General features: G+C 75.3%; 23 protein-coding genes. 12 read left to right on the top strand and 11 right to left on the bottom strand.

Going from position 1 to position 21,717, the window contains the following annotated elements:
• Positions 1 to 67: 67 nt before the first annotated feature.
• Complete coding sequence (locus tag ATM99_RS00450; RefSeq protein ID WP_082659091.1) at positions 68 to 1,459, bottom strand: TrkH family potassium uptake protein; 1,392 nt, start codon at positions 1,457 to 1,459, stop codon at positions 68 to 70.
• Positions 1,460 to 1,766: 307 nt separating this feature from the next.
• Here ATM99_RS00450 and mbhE point away from each other — a divergent pair, with 307 nt between their 5' ends.
• The 7 genes from mbhE to ATM99_RS00415 are packed head-to-tail and all read left to right on the top strand — an operon-like array spanning position 1,767 to position 7,627.
• Complete coding sequence (mbhE, locus tag ATM99_RS00445) at positions 1,767 to 4,580, top strand: hydrogen gas-evolving membrane-bound hydrogenase subunit E (RefSeq protein WP_062100987.1); 2,814 nt, start codon at positions 1,767 to 1,769, stop codon at positions 4,578 to 4,580.
• The gene (locus tag ATM99_RS00440) at positions 4,577 to 4,903 is read left to right on the top strand and encodes a sodium:proton antiporter (RefSeq protein WP_062100986.1); all 327 of its coding nucleotides are present in this window, start codon (positions 4,577 to 4,579) and stop codon (positions 4,901 to 4,903) included. The genes mbhE and ATM99_RS00440 overlap by 4 nt, the downstream gene beginning before the upstream one ends.
• On the top strand, positions 4,900 to 6,465 hold the full coding sequence (locus ATM99_RS00435) for a monovalent cation/H+ antiporter subunit D family protein (protein WP_062100985.1): 1,566 nt from the start codon (positions 4,900 to 4,902) through the stop codon (positions 6,463 to 6,465). Before ATM99_RS00440 ends, ATM99_RS00435 begins: the two co-directional genes overlap by 4 nt.
• A complete protein-coding gene (locus tag ATM99_RS00430) occupies positions 6,462 to 6,824 on the top strand; it encodes a Na+/H+ antiporter subunit E (RefSeq protein WP_062100984.1) in 363 nt (120 codons plus the stop codon). The genes ATM99_RS00435 and ATM99_RS00430 overlap by 4 nt, the downstream gene beginning before the upstream one ends.
• Entirely contained in the window at positions 6,821 to 7,078 is a 258-nt protein-coding gene (locus ATM99_RS00425; protein ID WP_062100983.1) for a monovalent cation/H+ antiporter complex subunit F, read from the top strand. Before ATM99_RS00430 ends, ATM99_RS00425 begins: the two co-directional genes overlap by 4 nt.
• Positions 7,075 to 7,422, top strand: a complete 348-nt coding sequence (locus ATM99_RS00420) for a monovalent cation/H(+) antiporter subunit G (RefSeq protein ID WP_062100982.1) — start codon at positions 7,075 to 7,077, stop codon at positions 7,420 to 7,422. The genes ATM99_RS00425 and ATM99_RS00420 overlap by 4 nt, the downstream gene beginning before the upstream one ends.
• Positions 7,423 to 7,432: 10 nt before the next feature.
• On the top strand, positions 7,433 to 7,627 hold the full coding sequence (locus tag ATM99_RS00415) for a hypothetical protein (RefSeq protein ID WP_223304733.1): 195 nt from the start codon (positions 7,433 to 7,435) through the stop codon (positions 7,625 to 7,627).
• Positions 7,628 to 7,680: 53 nt separating this feature from the next.
• On the opposite strand, the gene ATM99_RS00410 is transcribed toward ATM99_RS00415, so the two are convergent.
• Positions 7,681 to 8,550: an alpha/beta fold hydrolase gene (locus ATM99_RS00410; protein WP_062100980.1), complete on the bottom strand. Its 870-nt coding sequence runs from the start codon at positions 8,548 to 8,550 to the stop codon at positions 7,681 to 7,683.
• A gap of 272 nt (positions 8,551 to 8,822) precedes the next feature.
• Positions 8,823 to 9,245: an organic hydroperoxide resistance protein gene (locus tag ATM99_RS00405; RefSeq protein WP_062100979.1), complete on the bottom strand. Its 423-nt coding sequence runs from the start codon at positions 9,243 to 9,245 to the stop codon at positions 8,823 to 8,825.
• 116 nt (positions 9,246 to 9,361) lie between these two features.
• Between ATM99_RS00405 and ATM99_RS00400 the strand changes: the two genes are divergently transcribed.
• Positions 9,362 to 9,949 carry a TetR/AcrR family transcriptional regulator gene (locus ATM99_RS00400; RefSeq protein ID WP_062100978.1) on the top strand — a complete coding sequence of 196 codons (588 nt, stop codon included), beginning with the start codon at positions 9,362 to 9,364 and terminating at the stop codon, positions 9,947 to 9,949.
• Positions 9,950 to 10,002: 53 nt separating this feature from the next.
• On the opposite strand, the gene ATM99_RS00395 is transcribed toward ATM99_RS00400, so the two are convergent.
• The 6 genes from ATM99_RS00395 to ATM99_RS00375 form a co-directional block, all read right to left on the bottom strand.
• Positions 10,003 to 10,926: a DMT family transporter gene (locus ATM99_RS00395; RefSeq protein ID WP_062100977.1), complete on the bottom strand. Its 924-nt coding sequence runs from the start codon at positions 10,924 to 10,926 to the stop codon at positions 10,003 to 10,005.
• A gap of 226 nt (positions 10,927 to 11,152) precedes the next feature.
• Complete coding sequence (locus ATM99_RS00390; protein WP_062100976.1) at positions 11,153 to 11,518, bottom strand: hypothetical protein; 366 nt, start codon at positions 11,516 to 11,518, stop codon at positions 11,153 to 11,155.
• Positions 11,519 to 11,527: 9 nt separating this feature from the next.
• Entirely contained in the window at positions 11,528 to 11,656 is a 129-nt protein-coding gene (locus ATM99_RS19795) for a hypothetical protein (protein ID WP_255356759.1), read from the bottom strand.
• Positions 11,657 to 11,708: 52 nt separating this feature from the next.
• Complete coding sequence (locus ATM99_RS00385) at positions 11,709 to 12,071, bottom strand: hypothetical protein (RefSeq protein ID WP_062100975.1); 363 nt, start codon at positions 12,069 to 12,071, stop codon at positions 11,709 to 11,711.
• A 20-nt stretch (positions 12,072 to 12,091) separates the two neighbouring features.
• A complete protein-coding gene (locus ATM99_RS00380) occupies positions 12,092 to 13,855 on the bottom strand; it encodes a sodium:proton antiporter (RefSeq protein ID WP_062100974.1) in 1,764 nt (587 codons plus the stop codon).
• A 159-nt stretch (positions 13,856 to 14,014) separates the two neighbouring features.
• The gene (locus ATM99_RS00375; RefSeq protein WP_062100973.1) at positions 14,015 to 15,442 is read right to left on the bottom strand and encodes an APC family permease; all 1,428 of its coding nucleotides are present in this window, start codon (positions 15,440 to 15,442) and stop codon (positions 14,015 to 14,017) included.
• 222 nt (positions 15,443 to 15,664) lie between these two features.
• On the opposite strand from ATM99_RS00375, the gene ATM99_RS00370 reads away from it, so the two are divergent.
• The 3 genes from ATM99_RS00370 (at position 15,665) to ATM99_RS00360 (ending at position 17,939) form a co-directional block, all read left to right on the top strand.
• Entirely contained in the window at positions 15,665 to 16,000 is a 336-nt protein-coding gene (locus ATM99_RS00370; protein ID WP_062100972.1) for a YtxH domain-containing protein, read from the top strand.
• Between the two features lie 43 nt (positions 16,001 to 16,043).
• Positions 16,044 to 16,559: a gluconokinase gene (locus ATM99_RS00365; RefSeq protein ID WP_082131489.1), complete on the top strand. Its 516-nt coding sequence runs from the start codon at positions 16,044 to 16,046 to the stop codon at positions 16,557 to 16,559.
• A 96-nt stretch (positions 16,560 to 16,655) separates the two neighbouring features.
• Positions 16,656 to 17,939: an MFS transporter gene (locus ATM99_RS00360; RefSeq protein WP_062100971.1), complete on the top strand. Its 1,284-nt coding sequence runs from the start codon at positions 16,656 to 16,658 to the stop codon at positions 17,937 to 17,939.
• Positions 17,940 to 17,943: 4 nt separating this feature from the next.
• On the opposite strand, the gene ATM99_RS00355 is transcribed toward ATM99_RS00360, so the two are convergent.
• Positions 17,944 to 19,257, bottom strand: a complete 1,314-nt coding sequence (locus tag ATM99_RS00355) for a Fic family protein (protein WP_062100970.1) — start codon at positions 19,255 to 19,257, stop codon at positions 17,944 to 17,946.
• 222 nt (positions 19,258 to 19,479) lie between these two features.
• On the opposite strand from ATM99_RS00355, the gene ATM99_RS00350 reads away from it, so the two are divergent.
• Positions 19,480 to 19,878 carry a VOC family protein gene (locus tag ATM99_RS00350; protein WP_062100969.1) on the top strand — a complete coding sequence of 133 codons (399 nt, stop codon included), beginning with the start codon at positions 19,480 to 19,482 and terminating at the stop codon, positions 19,876 to 19,878.
• Positions 19,879 to 19,903: 25 nt separating this feature from the next.
• Here the strand turns inward: ATM99_RS00350 and ATM99_RS00345 are convergent, their stop codons facing one another.
• Positions 19,904 to 21,673, bottom strand: coding sequence for a pyruvate dehydrogenase (locus ATM99_RS00345; RefSeq protein ID WP_062100995.1), 1,770 nt, complete (start codon positions 21,671 to 21,673; stop codon positions 19,904 to 19,906).
• Between the last annotated feature and the right edge of the window lie 44 nt (positions 21,674 to 21,717).

Raw genomic sequence — 21,717 nt, 5'->3', positions numbered from 1 at the left:
GTGCGCGAGGGCGAGGGGGCGGGCTCGCGGAGCGGCGCGGCCGGTGGTCGACCCTACCGGCCGTGCGTCAGCCGATCAGCGGGCGTCCCTCGGGGTGCCGGAACAGGCGGCGCCGCTCCCGCAGCACCAGCGCGGACGCCAACGTGACGGGGCCGACGCGGCCCGCGAACATCAGCACCACGAGCACGAGCTGGTGGCCGGGGGCGAGGTCGGGCGTGATGCCCGTCGACAGCCCGACCGTCGCGAACGCCGACACCACCTCGAACAGCACGGCGTCGAGGTCGTGGTCGGTCGTCATCGACAGCGTCACCGTCGCCAGCACGACCACGGCCACGCTCAGCAGCGCGACGGCCAGCGCCTGCCGCACCGCACCCGCGGGCAGCCGGCGGTCGAACAGGACCGCGTCGGGGTCGCCGCGCAGCTCGGCGACGATCGCGACGAGCAGCACCGCGAACGTGCCGACCTTGATGCCGCCCGCGGTACCCGCGCTGCCGCCACCGATGAACATCAGCACGTCCGTGCCCAGGAGCGTGCCCGTGTTCATCGCGCCGGTGTCGACGGAGTTGAACCCCGCGGTGCGGGGCATCACGCCCTGGACGAACCCCGCCAGCAGACGCCCCGGCGCGTCGAGCGCGCCGAGCGTCCCCGGGTTGCGCCACTCGGCGGCGGTGACGAACAGCGTCCCGCCGACCAGCAGCAGCGCCGTCATCGCGAGCGTGAGCCGGGTGTGCACGCTCCAGCGTCGTGTGCGGCGCCGGTGCCGCAGCAGCTCGAGCAGCACCGGGAACCCGAGCCCGCCGACGATCACCGCGAGGCACAGCGGCAGGCACACCCACGGGTCCGTCGCGAAACCGACCAGGTTGTCGCTGAACAGCGCGAACCCGGCGTTGTTGAACGCCGAGACCGCGTGGAACACGCCCAGCCAGAGGCTCTCGCCCCACGGGTGGTGGTAGGTCGTCGCGAAGCGCAGGGTCAGCACGGCGGCGATCGACGCCTCGACGGCCACGCTGATCCGCGCGACCCCGATCAGCACCGTGCGGACGTCGCCCAGGCCCAGGCTCTTCGTCTCGGCCGCGGCGACCATGCGTGAGCTCAGGCCGAGCCGGCGCGAGATCACCAGCCCGAGCAGCGACGCGAGCGTCATGATGCCGAACCCGCCCACCTGGATGAGCGCGAGGATCACCACCTGACCGAACGGCGACCACGCCGTCGCGGTGTCGACGACCGCGAGGCCCGTGACGCACAGCGCCGACGTCGCCGTGAAGAGCGCCTCGAGCAGGCCGACGGACCCGGGGCCGCGGTGCGCGACCGGCAGCGCGAGCAGCAGCGTCCCGAGCCCGACGCCGGCGGCGAACGCCGCGACGACCACGAGCCCCGGGCGTCGCGTCGCGAGCCGCACCCGCCGTGGGGCGGGCCGCGGGCGGCGGTGCCCGGCGAGTGCGCGCAACGGCTCGACCATGTCGCCAGACCTCGTTCGGGTGCGGGGGTGGTGCCGTCCGGTTCCGCGCCCGGCCCGGCCAGCCGGTCGAGCGTAGGGCGCGGCGCCGTCGGCGGGTCGCCCCGACGCGGAGGTCGGGCGTCAGGGTTCCGTCAGGATCTGCCCGCGCGGGCCGCTCTCCCGTCCCGTACGGTGGACGGCGGTGTGCCGGGAAGTCTGGTCGGCGAGTCCCGTCGTCGACCCGCCCGGAGCCTGCCGTGAGTCCTGACCTTCCTGCCGCCATGCCTGCGGCCGCCCTCCACGAGCCGTTCCTGCACCGCACGACGCCGTGAGCCTCGTGGTCCTCGTGGCCGGCGCCTGGGCGCTGGTCGCGATCACCCCCGTCCTCGCACGCCTCCTCGGCCCCCGCACGGGCTGGGTCGTCGCCGCCGGGCTCGCCGCGCTCGCGGCCGCGCTCGTCCAGGTGCGCGCGACCTCGGGCGACGTCACCGCGTCCGTCCCGTGGATCCCCGCGGTCGACGTCGCGCTGCGGCTGCGGCTCGACGGCCTCGGCTTCCTGTTCGCGCTGCTCGTGCTGCTCGTCGGCGCCGTCGTCATGGTCTACAGCGCCGGGTACGTGCGCTCGCCGCGGCCCGTCGGCTTCTTCGTGCTCATGACGGCGTTCGCCGCCGCGATGCTCACGCTCGTGCTCGCCGACGACCTCGTCGTGCTGTTCGTCGCGTGGGAGCTCACGACGCTGTGCTCCTACCTGCTGATCCTCGTGTCCGGGCCCGCCGCCGGGCCCCCCGCGACGCGCACGCTGCTCGTCACGGCGCTCGGCGGGCTCGCGCTGCTCGGGGCCGTCGCGCTCGTGGTCGTCCGCACCGGCACCACCGAGCTGACCGCCGCGCTCGCGTCGCCCGTCTGGGGTCAGGACCCGGCGTTCGCCGGAGCGGTCGCCGTGCTCGTCGCGCTCGCGGCCATGACGAAGGCGGCGCAGCTGCCGTTCCACGCGTGGCTGCCCGACGCGATGGTCGCGCCCGCACCCGTCAGCGCGTACCTGCACGCGGCCGCGATGGTGAAGGCGGGCATCTACCTGCTGCTCGTGCTCGCGCCCGCCGCGTCGGCGTCGCCCCTGTGGTCGGGCACCCTCGTGGTCGTCGGCGTCGCGACCGCCGTCGTGGGGGCGGTGTTCGCGCTGCAGCGCACCGACCTCAAGGAGCTGCTCGCGTACTCGACCGTCAGCCAGCTCGGGCTGCTCGTGGCGGTGATCGGCGTCGGCACGCCGGGGGCGCTGCTCGCGGCCTGCCTGCACGTCGTCGCGCACGCGCTGTTCAAGTCCGCCGCCTTCATGACGGTCGGGGTGATCGAGAAGCGCACGGGGACCCGCGACCTGCGCGAGCTGCGCGGCCTCGCGCGCGCCATGCCGTGGACCGCCGCGATGCTCGTGCTCGCTGTCGTGAGCATGGCCGGCGTCGCGCCCGCGGTCGGGTTCGTCAGCAAGGAGCTCGTGCTCGACGCGTTCGTCACGGCCGAGCCGGGCGCCGTGCTCGGCTGGGGAACGGTCGCCGTCGTCACCGTCGGCGCCGCGCTCACGGTCGCGTACAGCCTGCGCATGGTCGTCACGACCCTGCCCGGACCCGCTCCCACGCCGCCCGTGCGCCGCGCCGACCCCGCGATGACGACGGCGATCACCGTGACCGCGCTCGGCGGGCTCGTCGCCGGCGTCCTCCCGGGGACGCTCGACGCGCTCGTCGCGCCCGCGGCGGCGGTGGTCGGCGGCGTCGACGTCGACCAGGTCCCGTCCCTGACGCTCTGGCACGGCGTGACGCCCGCGCTGCTGCTGTCGGTCGCCGCGGTGCTCGGCGGCGTCGGGCTCACGCTCGCGCGCCGCCGCGTCGACGCGCTGCTGGTCGGGCGTCGGCTGTTCCCCGTCGACGGCACCGCCGTGGTGCAGCGCGCGGTCGACGGGGTCATCGCCGGAGGTCGCCGGGTCGGCGACATCACGCGGTCGGACGTCCCGGCGACGCACCTGGCCGTGCCGGTGGTCCTCGTCGGTGCGAGCACCCTGGGCCTGACCCGCCTGTGGTCCGGGCTGCCGGACGTCGGCCCGGTCACGCCGGGCGAGGTCGCGCTGCTGGTCGGCGTCGCAGCCGGCGTCGTCGGGGTCGTGCGCGCGCGGCAGCGGCTGACGGCCGTGATCGCGACGGGCGTCGCCGGCTTCGGGGTCGTGCTGTGGTTCGTCGTGCTCGGTGCGTCCGACGTGGCCATGACCCAGCTGCTCGTCGAGATCCTCACGGTCGTCGTCATGGTGCTGGTGCTGCGCCGCATGTCCGGCACGTTCCGTCCGGTGCGCGCGCGGCGCCAGGTCGTGACGGCCGTCGTCGCGCTCGCCGCGGGCGCCGCCGCCACGGTCGCGACGCTCGCGCTCACCGGGCACCGGCCCCTGTCTGGCGCCGGGGAGTTCTACCTGCGCCGGGCCGAGGACCTCACGGGCGGCACCAACGTGGTCAACACGATCCTCGTGGACTTCCGCGCGCTGGACACGCTCGGCGAGCTCGTCGTGCTGGCCGTCGGGGCCGTCGCGATCACCGCGCTGCTCGACGCGCGCCGCGCGGTCGACCGGCGGTCGGTGCCGCTCGCCCGCACGCCGCTCGTGCCGGCCGGGCCCAACGCCGTCTTCCTCGGCGTGCTCGACCGGTACCTCGTCCCGCTCATGCTGGTCGGGTCGGTGCTCCTGCTGCTGCGCGGGCACGACGCCCCCGGGGGCGGGTTCATCGCGGCGCTGCTGGGGGCCGCGGCCCTCGTGCTCGCGTACCTGTCGGCCGCGACCGACGAGGTGCCGCGCGTCGAGCGTCCGTACCTGACGATCGCCGGCTGGGGCGTCGTCGTCGCGGTCGGCACGGGGCTGCTCGGCCTCGCCGAGGGCTCGTTCCTGCGCCCGCTGCACCTCGACGTGCTCGGGCTCAAGGTGACGACCGCGCTCGTCTTCGACGTCGGGGTGTACCTCGCGGTGCTCGGCGTGCTGCTGGCCGCGGTCGTCCGGCTCGGGCTGTCGCCCGCCTCCGACCGGCGCGCCGACGCCCGCCGGGCGCGCGCGGCGCGAGACGCCGCCGCACCCGCCACCCGCACCCCGGCCGAGCAGAGCGGAGCCCGCCGATGATCCTCGCCCTGACCGTCGGGCTCCTCGTCGCGGGAGCCGTCCACCTGCTGCTGCAGCGCGACGCGCTGCGCGTCGTGCTCGGCTTCGTGCTGCTCGGGCACGGCGTCAACCTGCTCCTCTTCTCCGCCGGCGGCACCGGTCGCCGCGGCGAGCCGCTCGGGCAGGGCCCCGACCCCGCCGTGACGGCCGACCCCCTGCCGCAGGCGTTCGTGCTGACCGCGATCGTCATCGCGTTCGCCATCACCATCTACCTGCTCGTCCTGGCCGTCACGGGCACCGCGCGCGACGTGGCCGGGCCGGACGACGACGGGAGCCCGACGTGAGCGACCACCTCCTGCCCCTGCTCGTCGCCGTCCCGCTGCTCGGCGCGGGCGTCGTCCTGCTGCTGCGCGCCCGCCCGGCGCGGGTCGTGGCCGTGACGCTCGCGCTCCTGGTCGCCGACGTCGCCGCGGGCGTCGCGCTCGTCGCGGCCACGCGCGGCGGCGAGGTGCTGGCCCACCAGGTCGGCGGCTGGCCCGGCGGCATCGCGATCCCCGTGGTCGTCGACGCGTTCGCCGCGCTCATGCTCACGGTCGCGGGCCTGCTGACGCTCGCGTGCACCGCGTTCGCGGTCGCGTCCGGCCCGGGCCGGCTGCCGCTGTTCGGGCCGCTCGTCCTGGTGCTGCTGGCGGGCGTCAACGGCGCGCTGGTCACGGGTGACCTGTTCAACCTGTTCGTGTTCGTCGAGGTCATGCTGCTGCCGTCGTACGGGCTGCTCGTGCTCGCGCGGCGTCGCCGCGGCACCGAACGGTCCGTGGTCGGGTCGCGGCTGTACGTCGCGTTCAACCTGTTCGTCTCGACCGTGTTCCTCGCGGGCGTCGCGCTGGTCTACGGCACGGCCGGCACCGTGAACCTCGCGGAGCTCGCCGGGGCGGCCACCGAGTCGCCGACGGTCGCGGCGGCGGCCGGGCTGTGCCTCGCGGCGCTGTCGATGAAGGCCGCGGTCGTGCCCGTGCACGGGTGGCTCGCGCGCACCTACCCGAGCACGTCCCCCGCGGTGACGGCCCTGTTCTCCGGCCTGCACACCAAGGTCGCGATCTACGCGATCTACCGCGTCTACGCCGTCGTGTTCGACGGCGACCAGCGGTGGCTGTGGATCGGGCTCGTGCTGTTCACCGCGACCATGGTCGTCGGCGTCCTCGGCGCGGCCGGCGAGGGCCGCATGCGCGCGATCCTCGCGTTCCACATGGTCAGCCAGATCGGCTACATCCTGCTGGGCGTCGCGCTGTTCACCCACGCCGGGCTCACGGCCGGGATCTTCTACCTGCTGCACCACATGGTCGTGAAGGCGTCGCTCTTCCTGTCCGCCGGCGCGATCGAGGAGCGGTACGGCACCGACGAGCTCGACGACCTCGCGGGCCGGGTGCGCCGCGAGCCCGTGCTCGCGGCGGCGTTCGGCGTCGCCGCGCTGTCCCTGGCCGGGCTGCCGCCGTTCTCCGGCTTCGTCGCCAAGCTCACGCTGGTCCTCGCCGCGGTGCGGGCCGACCAGCTGGTCGTCGTCGCGCTCGCGCTCGTCGTCAGCCTCGTCACGCTGCTGTCGATGCTGAAGATCTGGGGCAAGGTCTTCGCCCCGACGCTCACGGGCGCCGCGGGCCGGGCCGACGACCCCGGTGGCCCGGACGGCGGCGACCTTCCCGCCGACGGCACGGGCGACGGCGGCGGCGTCGCGACGCTGACGACGACGCGGACGCGCCGCACCCGGGCCGCCCTGGCGGCGCCCGCGGTCGCGCTCGCGGGCGTCACCGTCGTGCTGGGCCTGGGTGCGCAGGGGCTGCTCTGTCTCACGTCGACTGCGGCCGACGGTCTGCTCGACACGTCCGGCTACGTCGAGGCGGTGCTGCCGTGATCCTCCGCGCCCTCACCCTCCCGGTCCGTGCCGCGGCGTTCCTGCTGTGGTTCGCCGGGCAGGTCGTCCTCTCGTCCGCGGCCGTGCTCGCCGACGTCCTGGTCTCCGGCCGGCGCAGCACGCCCCGCGTCGTCCGGCTCGACCTGGCCGACGCCGGCGACCACCACGTCACGGCGCTCGGCGTCCTCGTGACGCTCACCCCCGGCACGCTCGTGCTCGGCGTCGTCGAGCAGCCCGGCGGCACGCGTGCCGTGCTCGTGCACTCGATGTACCACCGCGACGAGGCCACCGCCGTCGCCGACCTGCGCGACCTCGACGACCGGCTCGTGCGCGGCCTGACCCTGGGAGGACGACCGTGATCGTCATCGACATCGCCGTCGCGGGCCTCGCCGTGGCGTTCCTCGTGGCCGCGTGGCGGGTCGTCGCCGGTCCGACGCCCGCCGACCGCGTCGTCGCGGCCGACCTGCTGACGTTCAGCCTCATCGGGCTGGTCGCGCTCGTCGGGACGCGGCTGGCCCGTGCGGGCACGTTCGACCTCGTGATCGTCGCGACCCTCGTGGCGTTCCTCGCGGCGGTCTCGCTGGCCCGCGCGCTGACGGGGGGCCACCGGTGAGCGCCGCGGACCTGGTCGGTCAGGTGCTGGTGCTGCTCGGTGCCGCGGTGTTCGTGGTCGCGGCGCTCGGGCTCCGACGCCTCCAGGACCCCTACATGCGCATCTCGGCGGTCGCGACGGCCGGCGGTCTGGGGGTCGCCTGCCTCACCGTCGGGGCGGTCCTGCTCGACCCGTCCGTCGCGAGCGCGGCCAAGGTCGCCGTCGCGGTGGTGCTCCAGCTGCTGACCTCGGCGGTCGGCGGCATCGCGATCGCCCGCGCCGCGGTGGGGTCGGGCCACCGGTTCGCGCCGGGCACCGACACGCGCGCGCTCGACGCGCCCGACGCGCCCGACGCGGAGGAGTGACGACGTGCTCATGCCGGCACGGGAGGAGAACCGGGAGTGGGGGCACCGCGAAGGTGGTCTCGTGCTGCTCGCCGCGTGCGCCGTGATGGCCGCGCTGGCGTGGCTGGCGCGGCGCACGCTGCACGTCGGCGACGACGACGAGGACGACACCGCGGGTGTCGGTCTCGTCGAGCACCTGGTCGCCGCGGTGCCGCCGCTGGGCTGACCGCCGCACCGTCCCGCCCGGGCGCCGGACGCCGGGCGGGACCGTGCGGGGCGTCAGGCCCGTCGTGCCACGAGCGCGTCGACCGTCGCGGCCACGTGGCCCCACGCGGCGGCGTCGGGCAGGTGCCCGCACGCGAGCGGGACCACGTCCGTCCCCAGCAGGCGCCGCGCGGCGGGTGCGACGTGGGCGGGGGGCAGCAGCCGGTCGTGCACGCCGGCCGCGACCACGGGCGGCCGCGACCGCAGCGCGTCCGTGATCCGGTCGGCCTGCCGCCCGGGGACGAAGCCGGGCCGGACGTGCCGACCCACCAGCGTGAGCCACTCGACGAGCTCCGGGTCGACCCGCTCCGCGGGCGCTACCAGGTGCTCGAGCAGCCGGTAGCTGGTGGCCGGCCGCGGTGCTGCGCGCCAGCGCGCCGCGGCGGCGAGCACGCGCGGCGGCAGCCGGGGCCGGCGCAGGCCGCCGGGGCACACGAGCACGCGGCCGACGACGAGCGGTGACGTGGTCGCGAGCGCGGCGGCGGCACCGAGTGCGTGCCCGACGAGCACGACGGGCCGGTCCAGCCGCGCGACGACCTCGTCGAGCCACGCGCCGAGCTGGTGCACGCGGGCCCCCTCGACGCGACGCCCCGAGCTGAGCCCGGGCTCGCCCGGCACGTCGGGGGCCACGACCTGCCCGCGCGCGGCGAACGCCGTGAGGGCGGGCAGGTGCGCGGCGGCGCAGGCGTTGGCACCGGGCACGAGCACGGTCGTGACGGATGAGTCGGCGTCGCCCGCCGTGAGCACGTGGGTCGGGCCGGCGACGGTGTCGCGGTGCTCGCGGCGGTGGGGCACGTCCCACGCGGAGATCCGCGCGTCGCACCAGTCGTCGATCCGCCGCCGGGCGTGCGGGTCGTGCAGCGTCCGGTAGATGCTCTCGGTCACGCCGCTCACCGCCCCGGGAGGGTGGTGGTGGCGCGCGGGCAGGCAGGGGAGGTGGGGCGCACGGCGCTCCTCGGGTCGTCCGGACGTCGATGGCGCGTCGCAGCGCCAGCCGACCAGACTTCCCGGCACACCGGTGGCCAGTGTAGGTCGGGCGCCCTGCTCCGCGCCCGCGGGCGTCAGGGCCGCGGGTCGGTCGCGCGCGTCCTCCGCCCGGTGGTGAGAGGTCGATCCGGCACGGAGCTGGATCGACCTCTCACGGGGGCGTTGGCGCGTCAGGCCGTGACGACCTCGAGCGTGACCGGCACGTTGCCGCGGGTCGCGTTGGAGTAGGGGCAGACCTGGTGCGCGGCCTCGACGAGGCGCTCGGCACCGGCCTGGTCGATCCCGCCCAGCTCGACGTGCAGCGTGGCCTCGAGACCGAAGCCGCCCTCGCCGTTCGGGCCGATGCCGATCTCGGCGGTCACGGCCGAGTCGGTGAACGTCACCTTGTCGCGGCGCGCGACGCTCTTGAGCGCGCTGTGGAAGCAGGCCGACCAGCCGGCGGCGAAGAGCTGCTCGGGGTTGGTGCCGCCACCCGGGCCGCCCAGCTCGCGGGGGACCGCGAGGTCGAGGTCGAGCAGCCCGTCGGACGTGCGGGTGTGGCCCTCGCGGCCCTCGCCGGTGGCGGTGGCGACGGCGGTGTAGACGGCGGTCATGCGGGAGGCCTCCAAGAGAAAGACAAGAGAAAGAACGATCGTTCTACCTACGGCGTACACTTCACTCCGAGGAGGTCGGGATGTCAAGCACGCACGACGCCGCCTACGGTTCGACCATGGCCGAGCAGACCCCACCGGCACCGGGACCGCCCAGGTCGGCCGCGCGCGACCGGCTGCTGCGCACCGCGTCCGCGCTGTTCTACGCCGAGGGGGTGCGCGCGGTCGGCGTCGACCGCGTGGTCGCCGAGGCGTCGGTCACGCGCGCGACGTTCTACCGGCACTTCGCCGGCAAGGAGGCGCTCGTCGTCGCCTACCTGCAGGCCGTCGACGACGCCACGCGCTCGCGCGCCGGGCAGCAGCCCGACGACCCCGCCGAGGTCGCGTCGTGGCTGCGCAGGCTCACGTCGCAGATCGGTGACGAGCTGTGCCGGCCCGGCTTCCGCGGCTGCGCGTTCATTAACGCCGCCGCCGAGTACCCCGACCCCGCCAGCCCCGTGCGGGTCGCCGTGCGGGAGCACCGCGAGTGGCTGCAGGGCACCGCGACGGCGGCCCTCGCGCGCACCGGCCACCCCGACCCGCGGGCCGCGGGCGGACGGTGGATGACGCTGCGCGACGGCGCGATGGTCGGCGCCTACCTGGGCGACGTCGAGCAGGCCCGCACGACGCTGCGCGCCGGGGTCGAGGACCTGCTCGCCGGACGCTGACGGCCCCGGGTCGCCCGTCGGGAGCGGTGACCGACGGGCGACCCGGGACCGGCTCAGCCGAGCGGGGCCGGTACGGGGGCGGTGTCGATGGCGTCGTCCGCTGCCCCGCTCGCGGCCCGCCCCGCGACCCAGATCGTCGCGGCGCCCGCCGCCGACACCAGCAGGATCCCGGCGACGGCTCGCACGCCCAGCGGGTCGCCCAGCAGCGCGGCCCCGACGAGCGCGCCCGTCACGGGGTCCATCGCGAACAGCGTGCCGACGACGCGCGTGGAGCTCACCCGCACCGCGAGGAAGTCGAGCGAGAACGCGAGAGCGACGCCCAGCAGGCCCGACACGACGAGCACGCCCCACCCGCCGGCCGCGACGCGCGGCACGGCCGGCACCGAGAACGGCAGCAGCGCGAGCGCCCCCACGGCGACCGACAGCGCGAGCCCGTCGAGGCCCGCGGTGTCGTCGCCGACACGGCCCGCGAGGAACGTGTACGCGCCGAACGCGACCGCCGCGCCCAGGCCGAACCCGACGCCGAGCGCGTCGACGCCGCCCACCGGTCCGGCGACCAGCAGCACGCCCACGAGCGCCGCGGCCGGCAGCGCGAGCTCGCGCCGCCGCGCGACCCCCGCGGCGGCCACCGTGAGCGGCCCCAGGAACTCGAGCGTCACCGCCAGGCCCAGCGGCAGCCGCTGCACCGCGGCGTAGAACAGCACGTTCATCGCGGCCATCGCGACGCCGTAGAGCACGACGCCGCGCCACGCGCGCGGTGGACGACCCCGCAGTGACGGCCGCGTGAGGGCCAGCAGCACGAGCGCCGCGACGGCCATGCGCAGACCGCTGACGCCGAGCGTCCCGACGGTCGCGAACAGCGACGACGACAGCGCCGCCGACACCTGGATGCTCGACGAGCCGACGAGCACGAGGCCCAGCGCGAGCAGCGGGCCCGAGCGCGGGTGGGCAGCACGGAAGGAGGACAGGAAGGTCATGAGAGGTCCCGGGTGATCGAGCCGGACGCCGCCGGCGGGGGTGGTGTCGATCAGCGCGGGCCGTCGAGCCGCGGACGCCGTGCGTCCGCCGGGGGAGGGCCCGCTACCGGGCGCAGGGGCCGCGGCGCGCCGCGCACCCGAGGCTGCTCATGGGATCCATGCCCGCACCATAACGCCGGTCGTGCGAGGCTCGGGCCGGTGTCTCACCGGCCCGACGGCCGTGCCCTCAGCGGGACCGGAGCACCGTCGGGGCGTCACCGAACCGGCTGACCATGAGGGTGCTGCGCAGGTACTCCAGGTCGGCCTCCTGCCCGTAGCTGACCCGGATGGTCGCCATGCCGGGCTTCTCGGCGCACGGCTCGACGACCTCGACGCGGACGTCGGGCGAGACGGCCTCGAGCTTCGCCGCGACGTCCGGGTTCGCGGCGAGCGCGGCCTCGACCTCGCTGCGCGGCATGAGGTTCTCGCACGAGCGGTCCGCGCCGGCCCAGCGGTCCATGAGCGGCGCGGCCACGAGGTAGCCCACCGCGCCGATCATGATGATGACGCCGATGAGGATGAGGGGGAGCCGCTGGCTCCGGCCGTTCTGCACGGCGCCATGCTAGGTCTGCGTCAGGTGCAGCAGCGCGGCGCGCCGGGCGCTGACCATGGGCCGCTGGTGGGACGTGCGGTGGGTCGCACGGTGCTCGTCGTCCACGATGTCGTCCGCGTCGACGGCCGAGAGCCTCACCCGGGCAGCGCGTGGCTCGGGCGGGTGTCGCACCGGACCGGTGCGCGTGACGTCAGGGGGCGAGGAGTGCCAGCGGGGCGTCGAACCCGGAGGTCGAGATCTTCCGCCGCACGACGTCCAGCGGGGTGCCCGGCCCGTACGTGACCTCGATGCGGGCCATGCCCGGCTGCTCGGCGCACGGCTCGCCGACGCCCACGCGGACGTCGGGCGAGAGGGCTTCGAGCTCGGCGACGGCGTCGGCCTTCGCGGCGAGGTCGGCCTCGACCTCGGCGCGGGGGACCAGGTCCTCGCACGACCGGTCGGTGCGGGCCCACCGCTCGGCCAGCGGCCCCGCGACGAGGAGGGCCACCACGCCGACCACGATGACGAGGCCGACGGCGAGGAGCGGGGCCAACCCGCTGCGACCGTGGTGCACCCGCCCATGCTAGGCGCGGCTCAGCCCCGCAGCTCGACACCGATCTGCACCGCGTCGAGCTCGGCGAGCGCGCGGTCGAGCGTCGAGGACGGGTAGGTGCCCAGGTCGCGCAGGTGCAGCAGCTCGGCGCGTTGCGCCGCCAGCAGCGTGACCATGAGCCGCTGGTCGGAGGTGCGCTGCGCCGCGTGCTGCTCGTCGTCCGCCTCGACCGCCGCGTCGATCGCCGCGAGCCGGCGGCGCGCCCGCTCGACCGTCACCCCCGGGTAGGGCGTGCCGTCGGGCTGCGCGAGCCCCGGGTCGTCGAGCCGCTGCACCGCGGCCCGCCGCAGCTCGGTGCGCAGCGCGGCGAGCTGCTCGGCGTCGTCGTCGTCGCGCGCGGTCAGGCCGAGCCGACGCGTCAGCCAGGGCAGCGTGCCGCCCTGCACCACGAGCGTCCCGGCCGCCACGACGAACGCGACGAGCACGAGCAGCGAGCGCTGCGGCGTGTCAGACGGCAGCGACTGCGCGGCCGCGAGCGTCACGGCGCCCCGCATCCCCGCCCACACCAGCACGACGCCCTCGCGCGGGCCGAACCGCTCGGCCGTGAGGTAGTCGATGTCCGCGATCTTGCGGCGCACGCGCCGTCCGACGGCCTGCGCACGGTCCGCCGGGTCGGGCATCGCGGCGGCGGCGACCCGGCGCCCCGCGCGGAACCGCCGACGCCGCCCGGCGATCCGGGGTGCCTGCGGCATCTGCCCGTCGTCCAGGCGCTCCTGCGCGAGCGTGAGCCAGTCGCGCAGCTCGGGCGTGCGCTCGGCGCGGCGCGCCAGCTCCCACACCGACCACGCGACGAACGCCGAGCGCACGACGATGACGATCGTCGCGGCCAGCACGCCCAGCCCGACCGCCGTCCACAGGCTGCCGTGCGCCTCCCGCACGTCGACGACCAGGCCGAACACCTCGAGCCCCATGACGAGGAACACCGCGCCCTCGAGCAGCAGCTCGACCGTGCGCCACACGGCGTGCTCGGTGACGCGGTCGCGCGCCCGCAGCGCAGCCGGTGCCGCGTGCCCCGTGACGAGCCCCGCGGTCACGGCCGCGACGAGGCCCGACGCTCCCAGGTGCTCGGCGGGCAGGTACGCGACGAACGGCACGACGAACGAGATCGCGACGTTCGACGTCGTCTGCGTGATGTGCCCGCGGGCCCACACGTGCAGGCGCCCCACGACGTACCCGACGACCACGGCGACGACGACCGCGAACACGAAGTCGCCCGCGACGCCCCACAGCGACACGGTGCCGGCGGTCGCGACGATCGCCGAGCGCAGCAGCACCAGGGCCGACGCGTCGTTGAGCATCGACTCGCCCTCGAGCACCGTGACGATCCGCGGGGACACGCCCGCCTTGCGCACGATCGACGTCGCGACCGCGTCGGTGGGGCTGACGATCGCGCCGACGGCGATGGCCGTGGCCAGGCCGAGGTCGGGCAGCAGCGCGTCGAGCGCGAACCCGACCGCGACCGTCGACACGAGCACCAGCACGACCGAGAACGCGGAGATCGTGCGCAGGTCGCGCCGGAAGTCCATCGTCGGCATGTTCGTGGCCGAGGAGTACAGCAGCGGTGGCAGCACGATCCCGAGCACCCACTCGGGCTGGATCTCGATCTCGGGCACGAACGGCAGGAAGCTCACGCCCACGCCGACGAGCACGAGCAGCAGGGGCGCCGCGACGCCGACCCGCGGGGCGAACGTCGTCACCGCCACGATCACGAGCACGGCGAGCACGCCGGCGGCCACCAGGTCCATGCGTCACCTCACGGTCGGCGCGGCAGGGTCACAGGTGAACCTACGCCCCCGCGTCGCCCCCGCCCGGTCGACGGACGGCGCCACGCTCGACGGACACGCGCACGCCGCTGTCCGTGGGGCCGTACCGCGGTCCGCCGGCGAGCGGGCGCCCGCGCGAGGTCAGCGGGGGTCGTGGTGGGCGGTCGCCGCGACCGCGTCGGCCTGGCGCGCGGGGCCGACGAGCAGCCGGTTGACGACGTACAGCACGACGCCGATGCCGAGCAGCAGCCCGGCGCGTGCGTAGACGTCGCCGTCGCGGCCGGTCAGCGGCGAGGCCAGCACGAGCGACACGACGGCCCCGAGCGCGGGCGCCCACGTCGGCGCCCGGAAGCCGCGGGCGGCGTCACCCTCGACCCGCTCGTCCTCGTCCCGCGGGCGGCGGCGCAGCACGAGCACCGACACGTTGACCACGGCGAACACCAGCAGCAGGAGCAGGACGGTCGTGTCGGCCAGGCCCGACAGGTCGCCCGTGCTGACGAGCGTGAGCGCGACGACGGTCGTGAACGCGATCGCGACCCACGGCGTGCGCCGACGCCGGTCGACGCGGCCCAGCCACGCGGGCACGATCCCCTCGCGGGACATCCCGTAGACGACGCGCGACGCCATGATCATGTTGATGAGCGCCGTGTTCGACACGGCGACCAGCGCGATGAGCGCGAACAGCCACGGCGGGAACACCAGACCGGCGACGCGCACCACCTCGAGCAGCGGTCCGCTGGACCCGGCGAGCGTGTCCGTCTCGACCAGCATCGACGTCGTGAACGCGACCGCGAGGTAGATGACGCCCGTGATCGCGATGCCGCCGAACAGCGCGCGCGGGAAGTCGCGGCGCGGGCCCCGGCACTCCTCGGCGAGGTTCACCGAGTCCTCGAACCCGAGCAGCGCGTAGAACGCGAGCGCCGTGCCGCCCAGCACGGCCATCCACGCCGGTCCGTCGGTCGTCAGCGTCATCGCGCGCGACGGGTCGCCCTCGCCGGCCAGGAACGCGCGCACGCCGATGACGAGGATGACGACCAGCCCCGTGACCTCGACGGCCGTCAGCACGAGGTTGACGCGCACCGACTCGCTGATGCCGATCGCGTTGACGACCGCGACGAGCACGACGAACGCCCACGCCGCGACGAGGGTCGGGACCGTGACGAGCTCGGCGAGGTAGTCGCCCCCGAACGCGCGGGCCGCGGCGCTCGCGCTCGTGATGCCGCTCATGAGCACCGCGAACGCGACGAGGAACGTGACGAACGGCCGCCCGAACGCGCGCTGCGCGTACACCGCTGCGCCCGCCGCACGCGGGAACCGCCCCACGAGCTCGGCGTACGCCGTGGCCGTGAGCGCGGCGAGCCCGAACGCCACGACGAACGGGATCCAGATCGCCCCACCCACCTCGGCGGCGACCTTGCCGGTCAGCGCGTAGATCCCGGCGCCGAGGATGTCCCCGACGACGAAGACGAGGAGCATCTTCCGGCCGACCGTGCGACGCAGGGCGGGCTCGCCCCCGTCCGGGGCACCGGTCGTGCGGTCCGCGGCGGCGGACGTGGGGTCGAGGGCCACGGCGACCTCCCGGGGTCGGACGGCCCGGCGCCGTCGCTGCCGTCAGTGTCACGCCGGGTCGGTCGGCCCGCTCGGCGAGCGGGCGCGGCACCGCCGACCTACGCTCGCAGCCCCGGCGGCGTGGCCCGGCGCCCGGCCGTGCGTGCCGGTGGGCCGGGTCGTCCGCCCACCCGCTCGCACACGACCCGCCGGCCCGTGGGGGCACGGCGCGAAGGAGGACCCATGAAGGGCAAGGCCGCGTTCGTCGTCGGTGCCGGTGTCGGCTACCTGCTGGGCACCCGCGCGGGACGACAGCAGTTCGAGAAGATCAAGGCGTGGGCGTCGGACACGTGGCACGACCCGCGCGTCCAGGGCTACGTGCAGGACGCCGAGCAGGCCGCGACCGAGTTCGCGCGCACGCAGGGCTCGGCGCTCAAGGACAAGGCCGTGCAGACGGCCAAGGCCCGGTTCTCGGGGTCCGACGACGACGCGTCCGCGCCGACCGCGGGCACGTGGGAGCCGTCGGACGGGCCGCTCGTGGACGCGGACGACGCGAACCCGGACGCGACGCGTCCCTGACACGTCCCGGCACCCACGGCCCGGTCGATGGCAGGGTAGGGCCGTGGGTGTCGAGCACATCGTGGTCATGGGCGTCTCCGGGACCGGCAAGTCGACCGTCGGGCAGGCGCTCGCGGACCGGCTCGGCCGGCCGTTCCTCGAGGGGGACGCGTTCCACCCCGAGGCGAACGTCGTCAAGATGCGCGACGGCGTGCCTCTCACGGACGACGACCGGTGGCCGTGGCTGCGGACCCTGCGCGACGCGATGAGCGAGCACGCGGCCGCGGGCACGTCGACGGTCGTCGCGTGCTCGTCGCTGCGGCGCGTCTACCGCGCGGTGCTGCGCGAGGCGCAGGGCCGGGTGCGGTTCGTGCTGGTCGACGTGCCGGCCGACGTGCTGCGCGACCGCATGCTGCACCGCTCGGGCCACTGGATGCCGCCGAGCCTGCTGGAGTCGCAGCTCGCGACGCTCGAGCCGCTGCAGGTCGACGAGGACGGCGTGACCGTGCCCGTCGCGGGGGCGCCCGACGTCGTGGTGGCGGACGCGCTCGCGGCGCTCGAGGCGTGGCGCCCGGCCTGACGTCGGGTCCCGCGGCCGGACCGCCGTCCGGACCGCCGTCCGGTCCCCGGGCGGGCGTGACCTCGGCCGTCGTCGGGCGCCCGTAGGCTGCTGCGGGTGCCGTCCGTGCTCGTCGACCTGACCCCCGTCCGCGTCAGCCCGGCGTTCCGGCGGCTGTGGCTCGGCCTCTCGGTCGCCAACCTCGGCTCGCAGCTCACGGTCGTCGCGGTCGGTCTGCAGGTCTACGCGCTGACGGCCTCGACGCTGGCGGTCGGCGTGCTCGGGGTCTGCGCGCTCGTGCCGCTCGTCGTCTTCGGCCTGTACGGCGGCGCGCTCGTCGACCACTACGACCGCCGGACCGTCGCGCTGGTCGCGTCGGTCGTGTCGTGGGTCGCGGTGCTGGGGCTGGTCACGCAGGCCGCGCTCGGCAACGAGCACGTCGGGCTGCTGTACGGCCTGGTCGCCGTGCAGTCCGCGGCCGGTGCCGTGAACTCCCCGGCGCGGTCGGCGATCATCCCGCGGCTGCTCGAGCCGCGGCTCATGCCCGCGGCGAACGCGCTGCAGACCATCGGCTGGAACACCGCGCTCACGGTCGGGCCGCTCGCGGGAGCGCTGCTCGTGGCGGGCGTCGGGTACGCGTGGGCGTACGCGGTCGACGCGGTGCTGTTCACGTTCGCGCTGACCGCGCTGCTGCGGCTGCCGCCCGTGCCGCCCGAGCCGTCGGCGCACCGCCGCGAGCGGCTCGGTCTCGGGTCGGTGGTCGACGGCCTGCGGTACCTGGGCACGCAGCGCAACGTGCGCATGACGTTCCTGGTCGACCTGGTCGCGATGATCACGGCGATGCCGCGCGTGCTGTTCCCCGCGGTCGGCGTGCTGTACCTGGGCGGCGGCGAAACGACGACGGGCGTGCTCGTCGCGGCCATCGCCGTGGGCGGGATCGTGGCCGGGCTGTTCTCGGGGGGGCTCGCGCGCGTGCGCTGGCAGGGCCGCATCATCGCCGTCGCGATCACCGCGTGGGGGCTGTCGATCGTCGCGTTCGGCCTCGTGCTCGTGACGGCGGGCCGCACGACGCCCGACCACGTGCTGCCCGTCGCGCTGGCGCTCGCGGTCGTGACGCTCGCGCTCGCGGGCGCGTCGGACACCGTGTCGGCGGTGTTCCGCCAGACGATCCTGCAGACCGCGACGCCCGACGACATGCGCGGGCGCCTGCAGGGCGTGTTCGTCGTGGTCGTCGCGGGCGGGCCGCGCCTGGGCGAGCTCGTGCTCGGCGCGCTCGCGACGCGCGTGGGCGAGGGCTGGGCGGCGGTGCTGGGCGGTGTCGCGTGCGTCGTGCTGCTGTGGGTGCTGGTGCGCGCGCAGCGCACGTTCTGGCGCTACGACGCGCTGCACCCGACGCCTTGAGAAGCTACGGGGCCCGGCACGGTCCGGGGTGTCCCGCCGTCCGCGTGCACGGCACGCCCTTGCGGGAGAGGAGTGCCCCGCATCGCGCACCGCCGTAGCGTCGGACGGGCGCGACGGGCGGCATCGGGTTGACCGTGACCGTCGGGGGGCCCGGGACGTGTCGGTCGAGGATGGCGAGCACGTCGTTGGCCTGGTAGACGACCTGACGTCGGAACCGACCGCCCGCACGCTGCACGATGCCGACGCGCTCCAGCTCGACGAGGGAGTTGCTCGCCGTGGTGCGGGTGACGCCCAGGGCGTCCATGACGTATCCGGGAGTGACGACCGGCTGCTCGACGAGGACGTCGAGGAGCCGGTGGATGCTGGAGTCGGCGCGGAGCCTGCCGACGTACGGCCCCCACCGAGCGAGCACGTCGTCGACGCCGGCGAACGTCGCGTCGGCGATCTGGGCGGCGTCGACCACGGCGTTCAGCATGTAGGTGAGGTACGCGCCCCGCGCGGCATCGACCTCCGAGGTGGCTGCCGATCCCGACCGGAACCCGGTCAACGCGTCGACGTATCCCTGCGTGTCGTCGCGCAGCACGAGCGACAGCGGGAGCACGCCGTGGTCGACGAGCCCGGATCGTGCCAGGTACGCGTGGAACAGGGCCCTGCCCGTTCGGCCGTTGCCATCGGGATACGGGTGGATGGTCTCGAACTGCGCGTGCAGGAGCGCTGCGGCGACGAGGGGTGGGTCACCCGTGCTGCGGACGTACCCGAGCAGGTCGTCCATGAGTCCGGTGACGTCACCGTGCGGAGGCGCGACGTAGGACGCGGTCAGGGGCGACCGGCCACCGATGAACACCTGCTCGTCCCGGTAGCTCGACCGGGCGTCGTGCGGGAGGAGGGCGTCGTGCACCGCGTGGACGTCGGTGTGCTGCCACGACGAGCGGGCGAGGGTCGTCACGGCGCTCGACATGGCGTCGATGTTGCGGAGCACCTCGTGGGAGGTCGACCCCAGACCGTGCACCTCGTCGAGTCGTGCGGCGAGCACGTTCCTCGGGGTGTCACGCAGGCCCTCGATCCAGGACGAGGCGATCGACTCGGACCGCAGGAGCGTGGCGTACAGCAGACGCAACGGCCGGTCGCGGAGTCGCTGACCGAGCGCCGCCACCCGCGCCGACGCATCGGTCACCAGCTCACCCAGCGCCGGATCGGGCGTCCGGTAGGCGGTGGGCATCGGCGACGGGTGGTACCGCAGGTAGTGCCCGCCCTCGCGTTCGCGACGCGTGTATCCCTGGAAGTCCGGTGCCACGGCGACGCGTTCCCACCGGCCCATGCGGCCTCCTGCGGCTCGGCCCTCAGGGCGGGCTCGGGGAAGCGAGCGCTTCCGGATGACAAAGCAAGCAAATCACAAATTTGCCTGTTTGACGATCGCGTCGTGCAAGGCTCGCGTGCGGTGCGGTGCGGTGCGGTGCGGTGCGGTGCGGTGCGGTGCGGTGCGGTGTCCGCCGGCCAGCGGTCAGTGCCGGTGTCGGTGCCGGGCCGTACGGTTCCCCGCATGGCGCTCTCGCTCGGTCTGCTCGGCATCGTCACGCGTGACATGGCCGCGTCCCTCCGCTTCTACCGGTCCCTCGGGGTCGCGATCGACGACGGGCAGGACGACGCCCCGCACGTCGAGGCGCGGCTCGACGACGGCACGCTGCTCGCGTGGGACACGGTCGAGGCGATCCGCTCGTTCGACCCGGGCTACGTGCCGCCGACCGGCGGCCACCATGTCGCGTTCGCGTTCGACGCGGGGTCGCCGGCCGGGGTCGACGCGACGTACGCCGCGATGGTCGCCGCCGGGCACACCGGGCACCGCGCGCCGTGGGACGCGTTCTGGGGTCAGCGGTACGCGGTGCTGCTCGACCCCGACGGCAACGCGATCGACCTGTACGCGGCGCTCGACGCGGGCTGACGTCGTCCGGGGCGTCAGGCGCCGGTCAGGGGCGCGGGACGTTCCGCAGGTTCGACCGCGCCATCGCCATGACCTCGCCGATCCCGCCGCCGAGCACCTCCTTGCTCATCGCGGCGGTGAACCCGGCGACCTGCTTGCGCGTGATCTTGGGCGGCAGGGACAGCGCGCGGGGGTCGGTGACGAGGTCGACGAGCGCGGGGCCGTCGTGCGAGAACGCCTGCCGCAGCGCCGCGCGGATCTGCGTGGGGTCCTCGACGCGCACCGACGGGATGCCGACCGCCTGCGCGACGGCCGCGTAGTCGACGTGCGGCGAGTCGGTCGCGTACGACGGCAGACCGTCGACGAGCATCTCGAGGCGCACCATGCCGAGGGTCGCGTTGTCGAACAGGATCACCTTGACCGGCAGGTCGTAGTGCTTGAGCGTGATGAGCTCGCCCAGCAGCATCGACAGGCCGCCGTCGCCGGCCATCGCGACGACGTGGCGCTGCGGGCCGCCGTCGTCGCGCGCCGCGAGGGCGGCGCCGATCGCGTGCGGCACGGCGTTGGCCATCGAGCCGTGCAGGAACGACCCGATGACGCGGCGTCGTCCGTTGGGCGTGACGTACCGCGCGGCCCACACGTTGCACATGCCGGTGTCCACCGTGAACACGGCGTCGTCGGCGGCCTCCTCGTCGAGCAGCACGGCCGCGTACTCGGGGTGGATGGGCGTGTGGTGCTCGACGTCCTTGGTGTACGCCCCGACGACCCCGCTCATCGCCTTGCGGTGCTTGTCGAGCATCTTCTCGAGGAACCGCCGGCTGCGCTTGCGCTGCACGAGCGGCAGCAGCGCGCGCACCGTCTCGCCGACGTCGCCGAGCACGGCGAGGTCGTTGCGCGTGCGCCGGCCCAGCCGCGTGGGGTCGACGTCGACCTGCGCGGTGCGCACGTCGCCCGGCAGGAACTGGTCGTACGGGAAGTCGGTGCCCAGGAGCAGCAGCAGGTCGGCGCCCTCCATCGCGGCCTGGCAGGCGCCGTACCCGAGCAGCCCGGACATGCCGACGTCGAACGGGTTGTCGACCTGCACGTGCTCCTTGCCGCGCAGCGAGTGACCCACGGGCGCGGCGATCAGGTCGGCCAGCGCGAGCACGTCGGGGCGCGCACCCGCGACGCCCGCGCCGGCGAAGATCGTCACCTTGTCGGCCGCGTCGATCGCGTCGGCCAGCGCCTGCACGGCGTCCGCGTCGGGGACGACCCGTGGCGCGGGCGGCGGCGTGAGCACGTCGACGCCGTCGTCGTGCGCGGCCTGGTCGGCGACGTCGCCCGGCAGGCTCAGCACCGCGACGCCCGGTGCGCCGTACGCGTGGTGGATCGCCGAGCGGATCACGCGCGGCGCCTGCTCCGCGGTCGACACGAGCTCGGAGTACACCGAGCACTCGAGGAACAGCCGGTCGGGGTGCGTCTCCTGGAAGTACTGCGTGCCGATCTGCGCCGAGGGGATGTGCGACGCGATCGCGAGCACGGGCACGCGCGTGCGGTTCGCGTCGTACAGCCCGTTGATGAGGTGCAGGTTGCCGGGCCCGCAGGACCCGGCGCACACCGCGAGCCGGCCCGTGAGCTCGGCCTCGGCGGCCGCCGCGAACGCACCGGCCTCCTCGTGCCGCACGTGCACCCACTCGATGTCGGCGCCGCCCTCCTTGGCGCGCCGCACCGCGTCGACCACGGGGTTGAGGCTGTCCCCGACGATCCCGTACACGTGCCGCGCACCCGCGGCGATGATCTGCGAGACGAGCTGGTCGGCGACGGTACGACGTGCCACGGTGACCTCCGAGGGGTGGTGGGGTTCCTCCTCATCGTCGGCCC

This window comes from Cellulomonas sp. B6, from assembly GCF_001462455.1.
GTDB lineage: Bacteria > Actinomycetota > Actinomycetes > Actinomycetales > Cellulomonadaceae > Cellulomonas.
Note: the sequence above shows the minus strand (reverse complement) of the source record. Positions and strands in the feature narration are given on the sequence as shown.

Excerpts from the sequence above, each read along its gene's own strand:
- ATM99_RS00405 (WP_062100979.1), bottom strand. The coding sequence starts at position 9,245 with ATGACCGCCGTCTACACCGCCGTCGCCACCGCCACCGGCGAGGGCCGC.
- ATM99_RS00350 (WP_062100969.1), top strand. The coding sequence starts at position 19,480 with ATGGCGCTCTCGCTCGGTCTGCTCGGCATCGTCACGCGTGACATGGCC.
- ATM99_RS00400 (WP_062100978.1), top strand. The coding sequence starts at position 9,362 with ATGGCCGAGCAGACCCCACCGGCACCGGGACCGCCCAGGTCGGCCGCG.
- ATM99_RS00440 (WP_062100986.1), top strand. The coding sequence starts at position 4,577 with ATGATCCTCGCCCTGACCGTCGGGCTCCTCGTCGCGGGAGCCGTCCAC.
- ATM99_RS00370 (WP_062100972.1), top strand. The coding sequence starts at position 15,665 with ATGAAGGGCAAGGCCGCGTTCGTCGTCGGTGCCGGTGTCGGCTACCTG.
- ATM99_RS00395 (WP_062100977.1), bottom strand. The coding sequence starts at position 10,926 with ATGACCTTCCTGTCCTCCTTCCGTGCTGCCCACCCGCGCTCGGGCCCG.
- ATM99_RS00380 (WP_062100974.1), bottom strand. The coding sequence starts at position 13,855 with ATGGACCTGGTGGCCGCCGGCGTGCTCGCCGTGCTCGTGATCGTGGCG.
- ATM99_RS00355 (WP_062100970.1), bottom strand. The coding sequence starts at position 19,257 with ATGGGCCGGTGGGAACGCGTCGCCGTGGCACCGGACTTCCAGGGATAC.
- ATM99_RS00415 (WP_223304733.1), top strand. The coding sequence starts at position 7,433 with ATGCCGGCACGGGAGGAGAACCGGGAGTGGGGGCACCGCGAAGGTGGT.
- ATM99_RS00450 (WP_082659091.1), bottom strand. The coding sequence starts at position 1,459 with ATGGTCGAGCCGTTGCGCGCACTCGCCGGGCACCGCCGCCCGCGGCCC.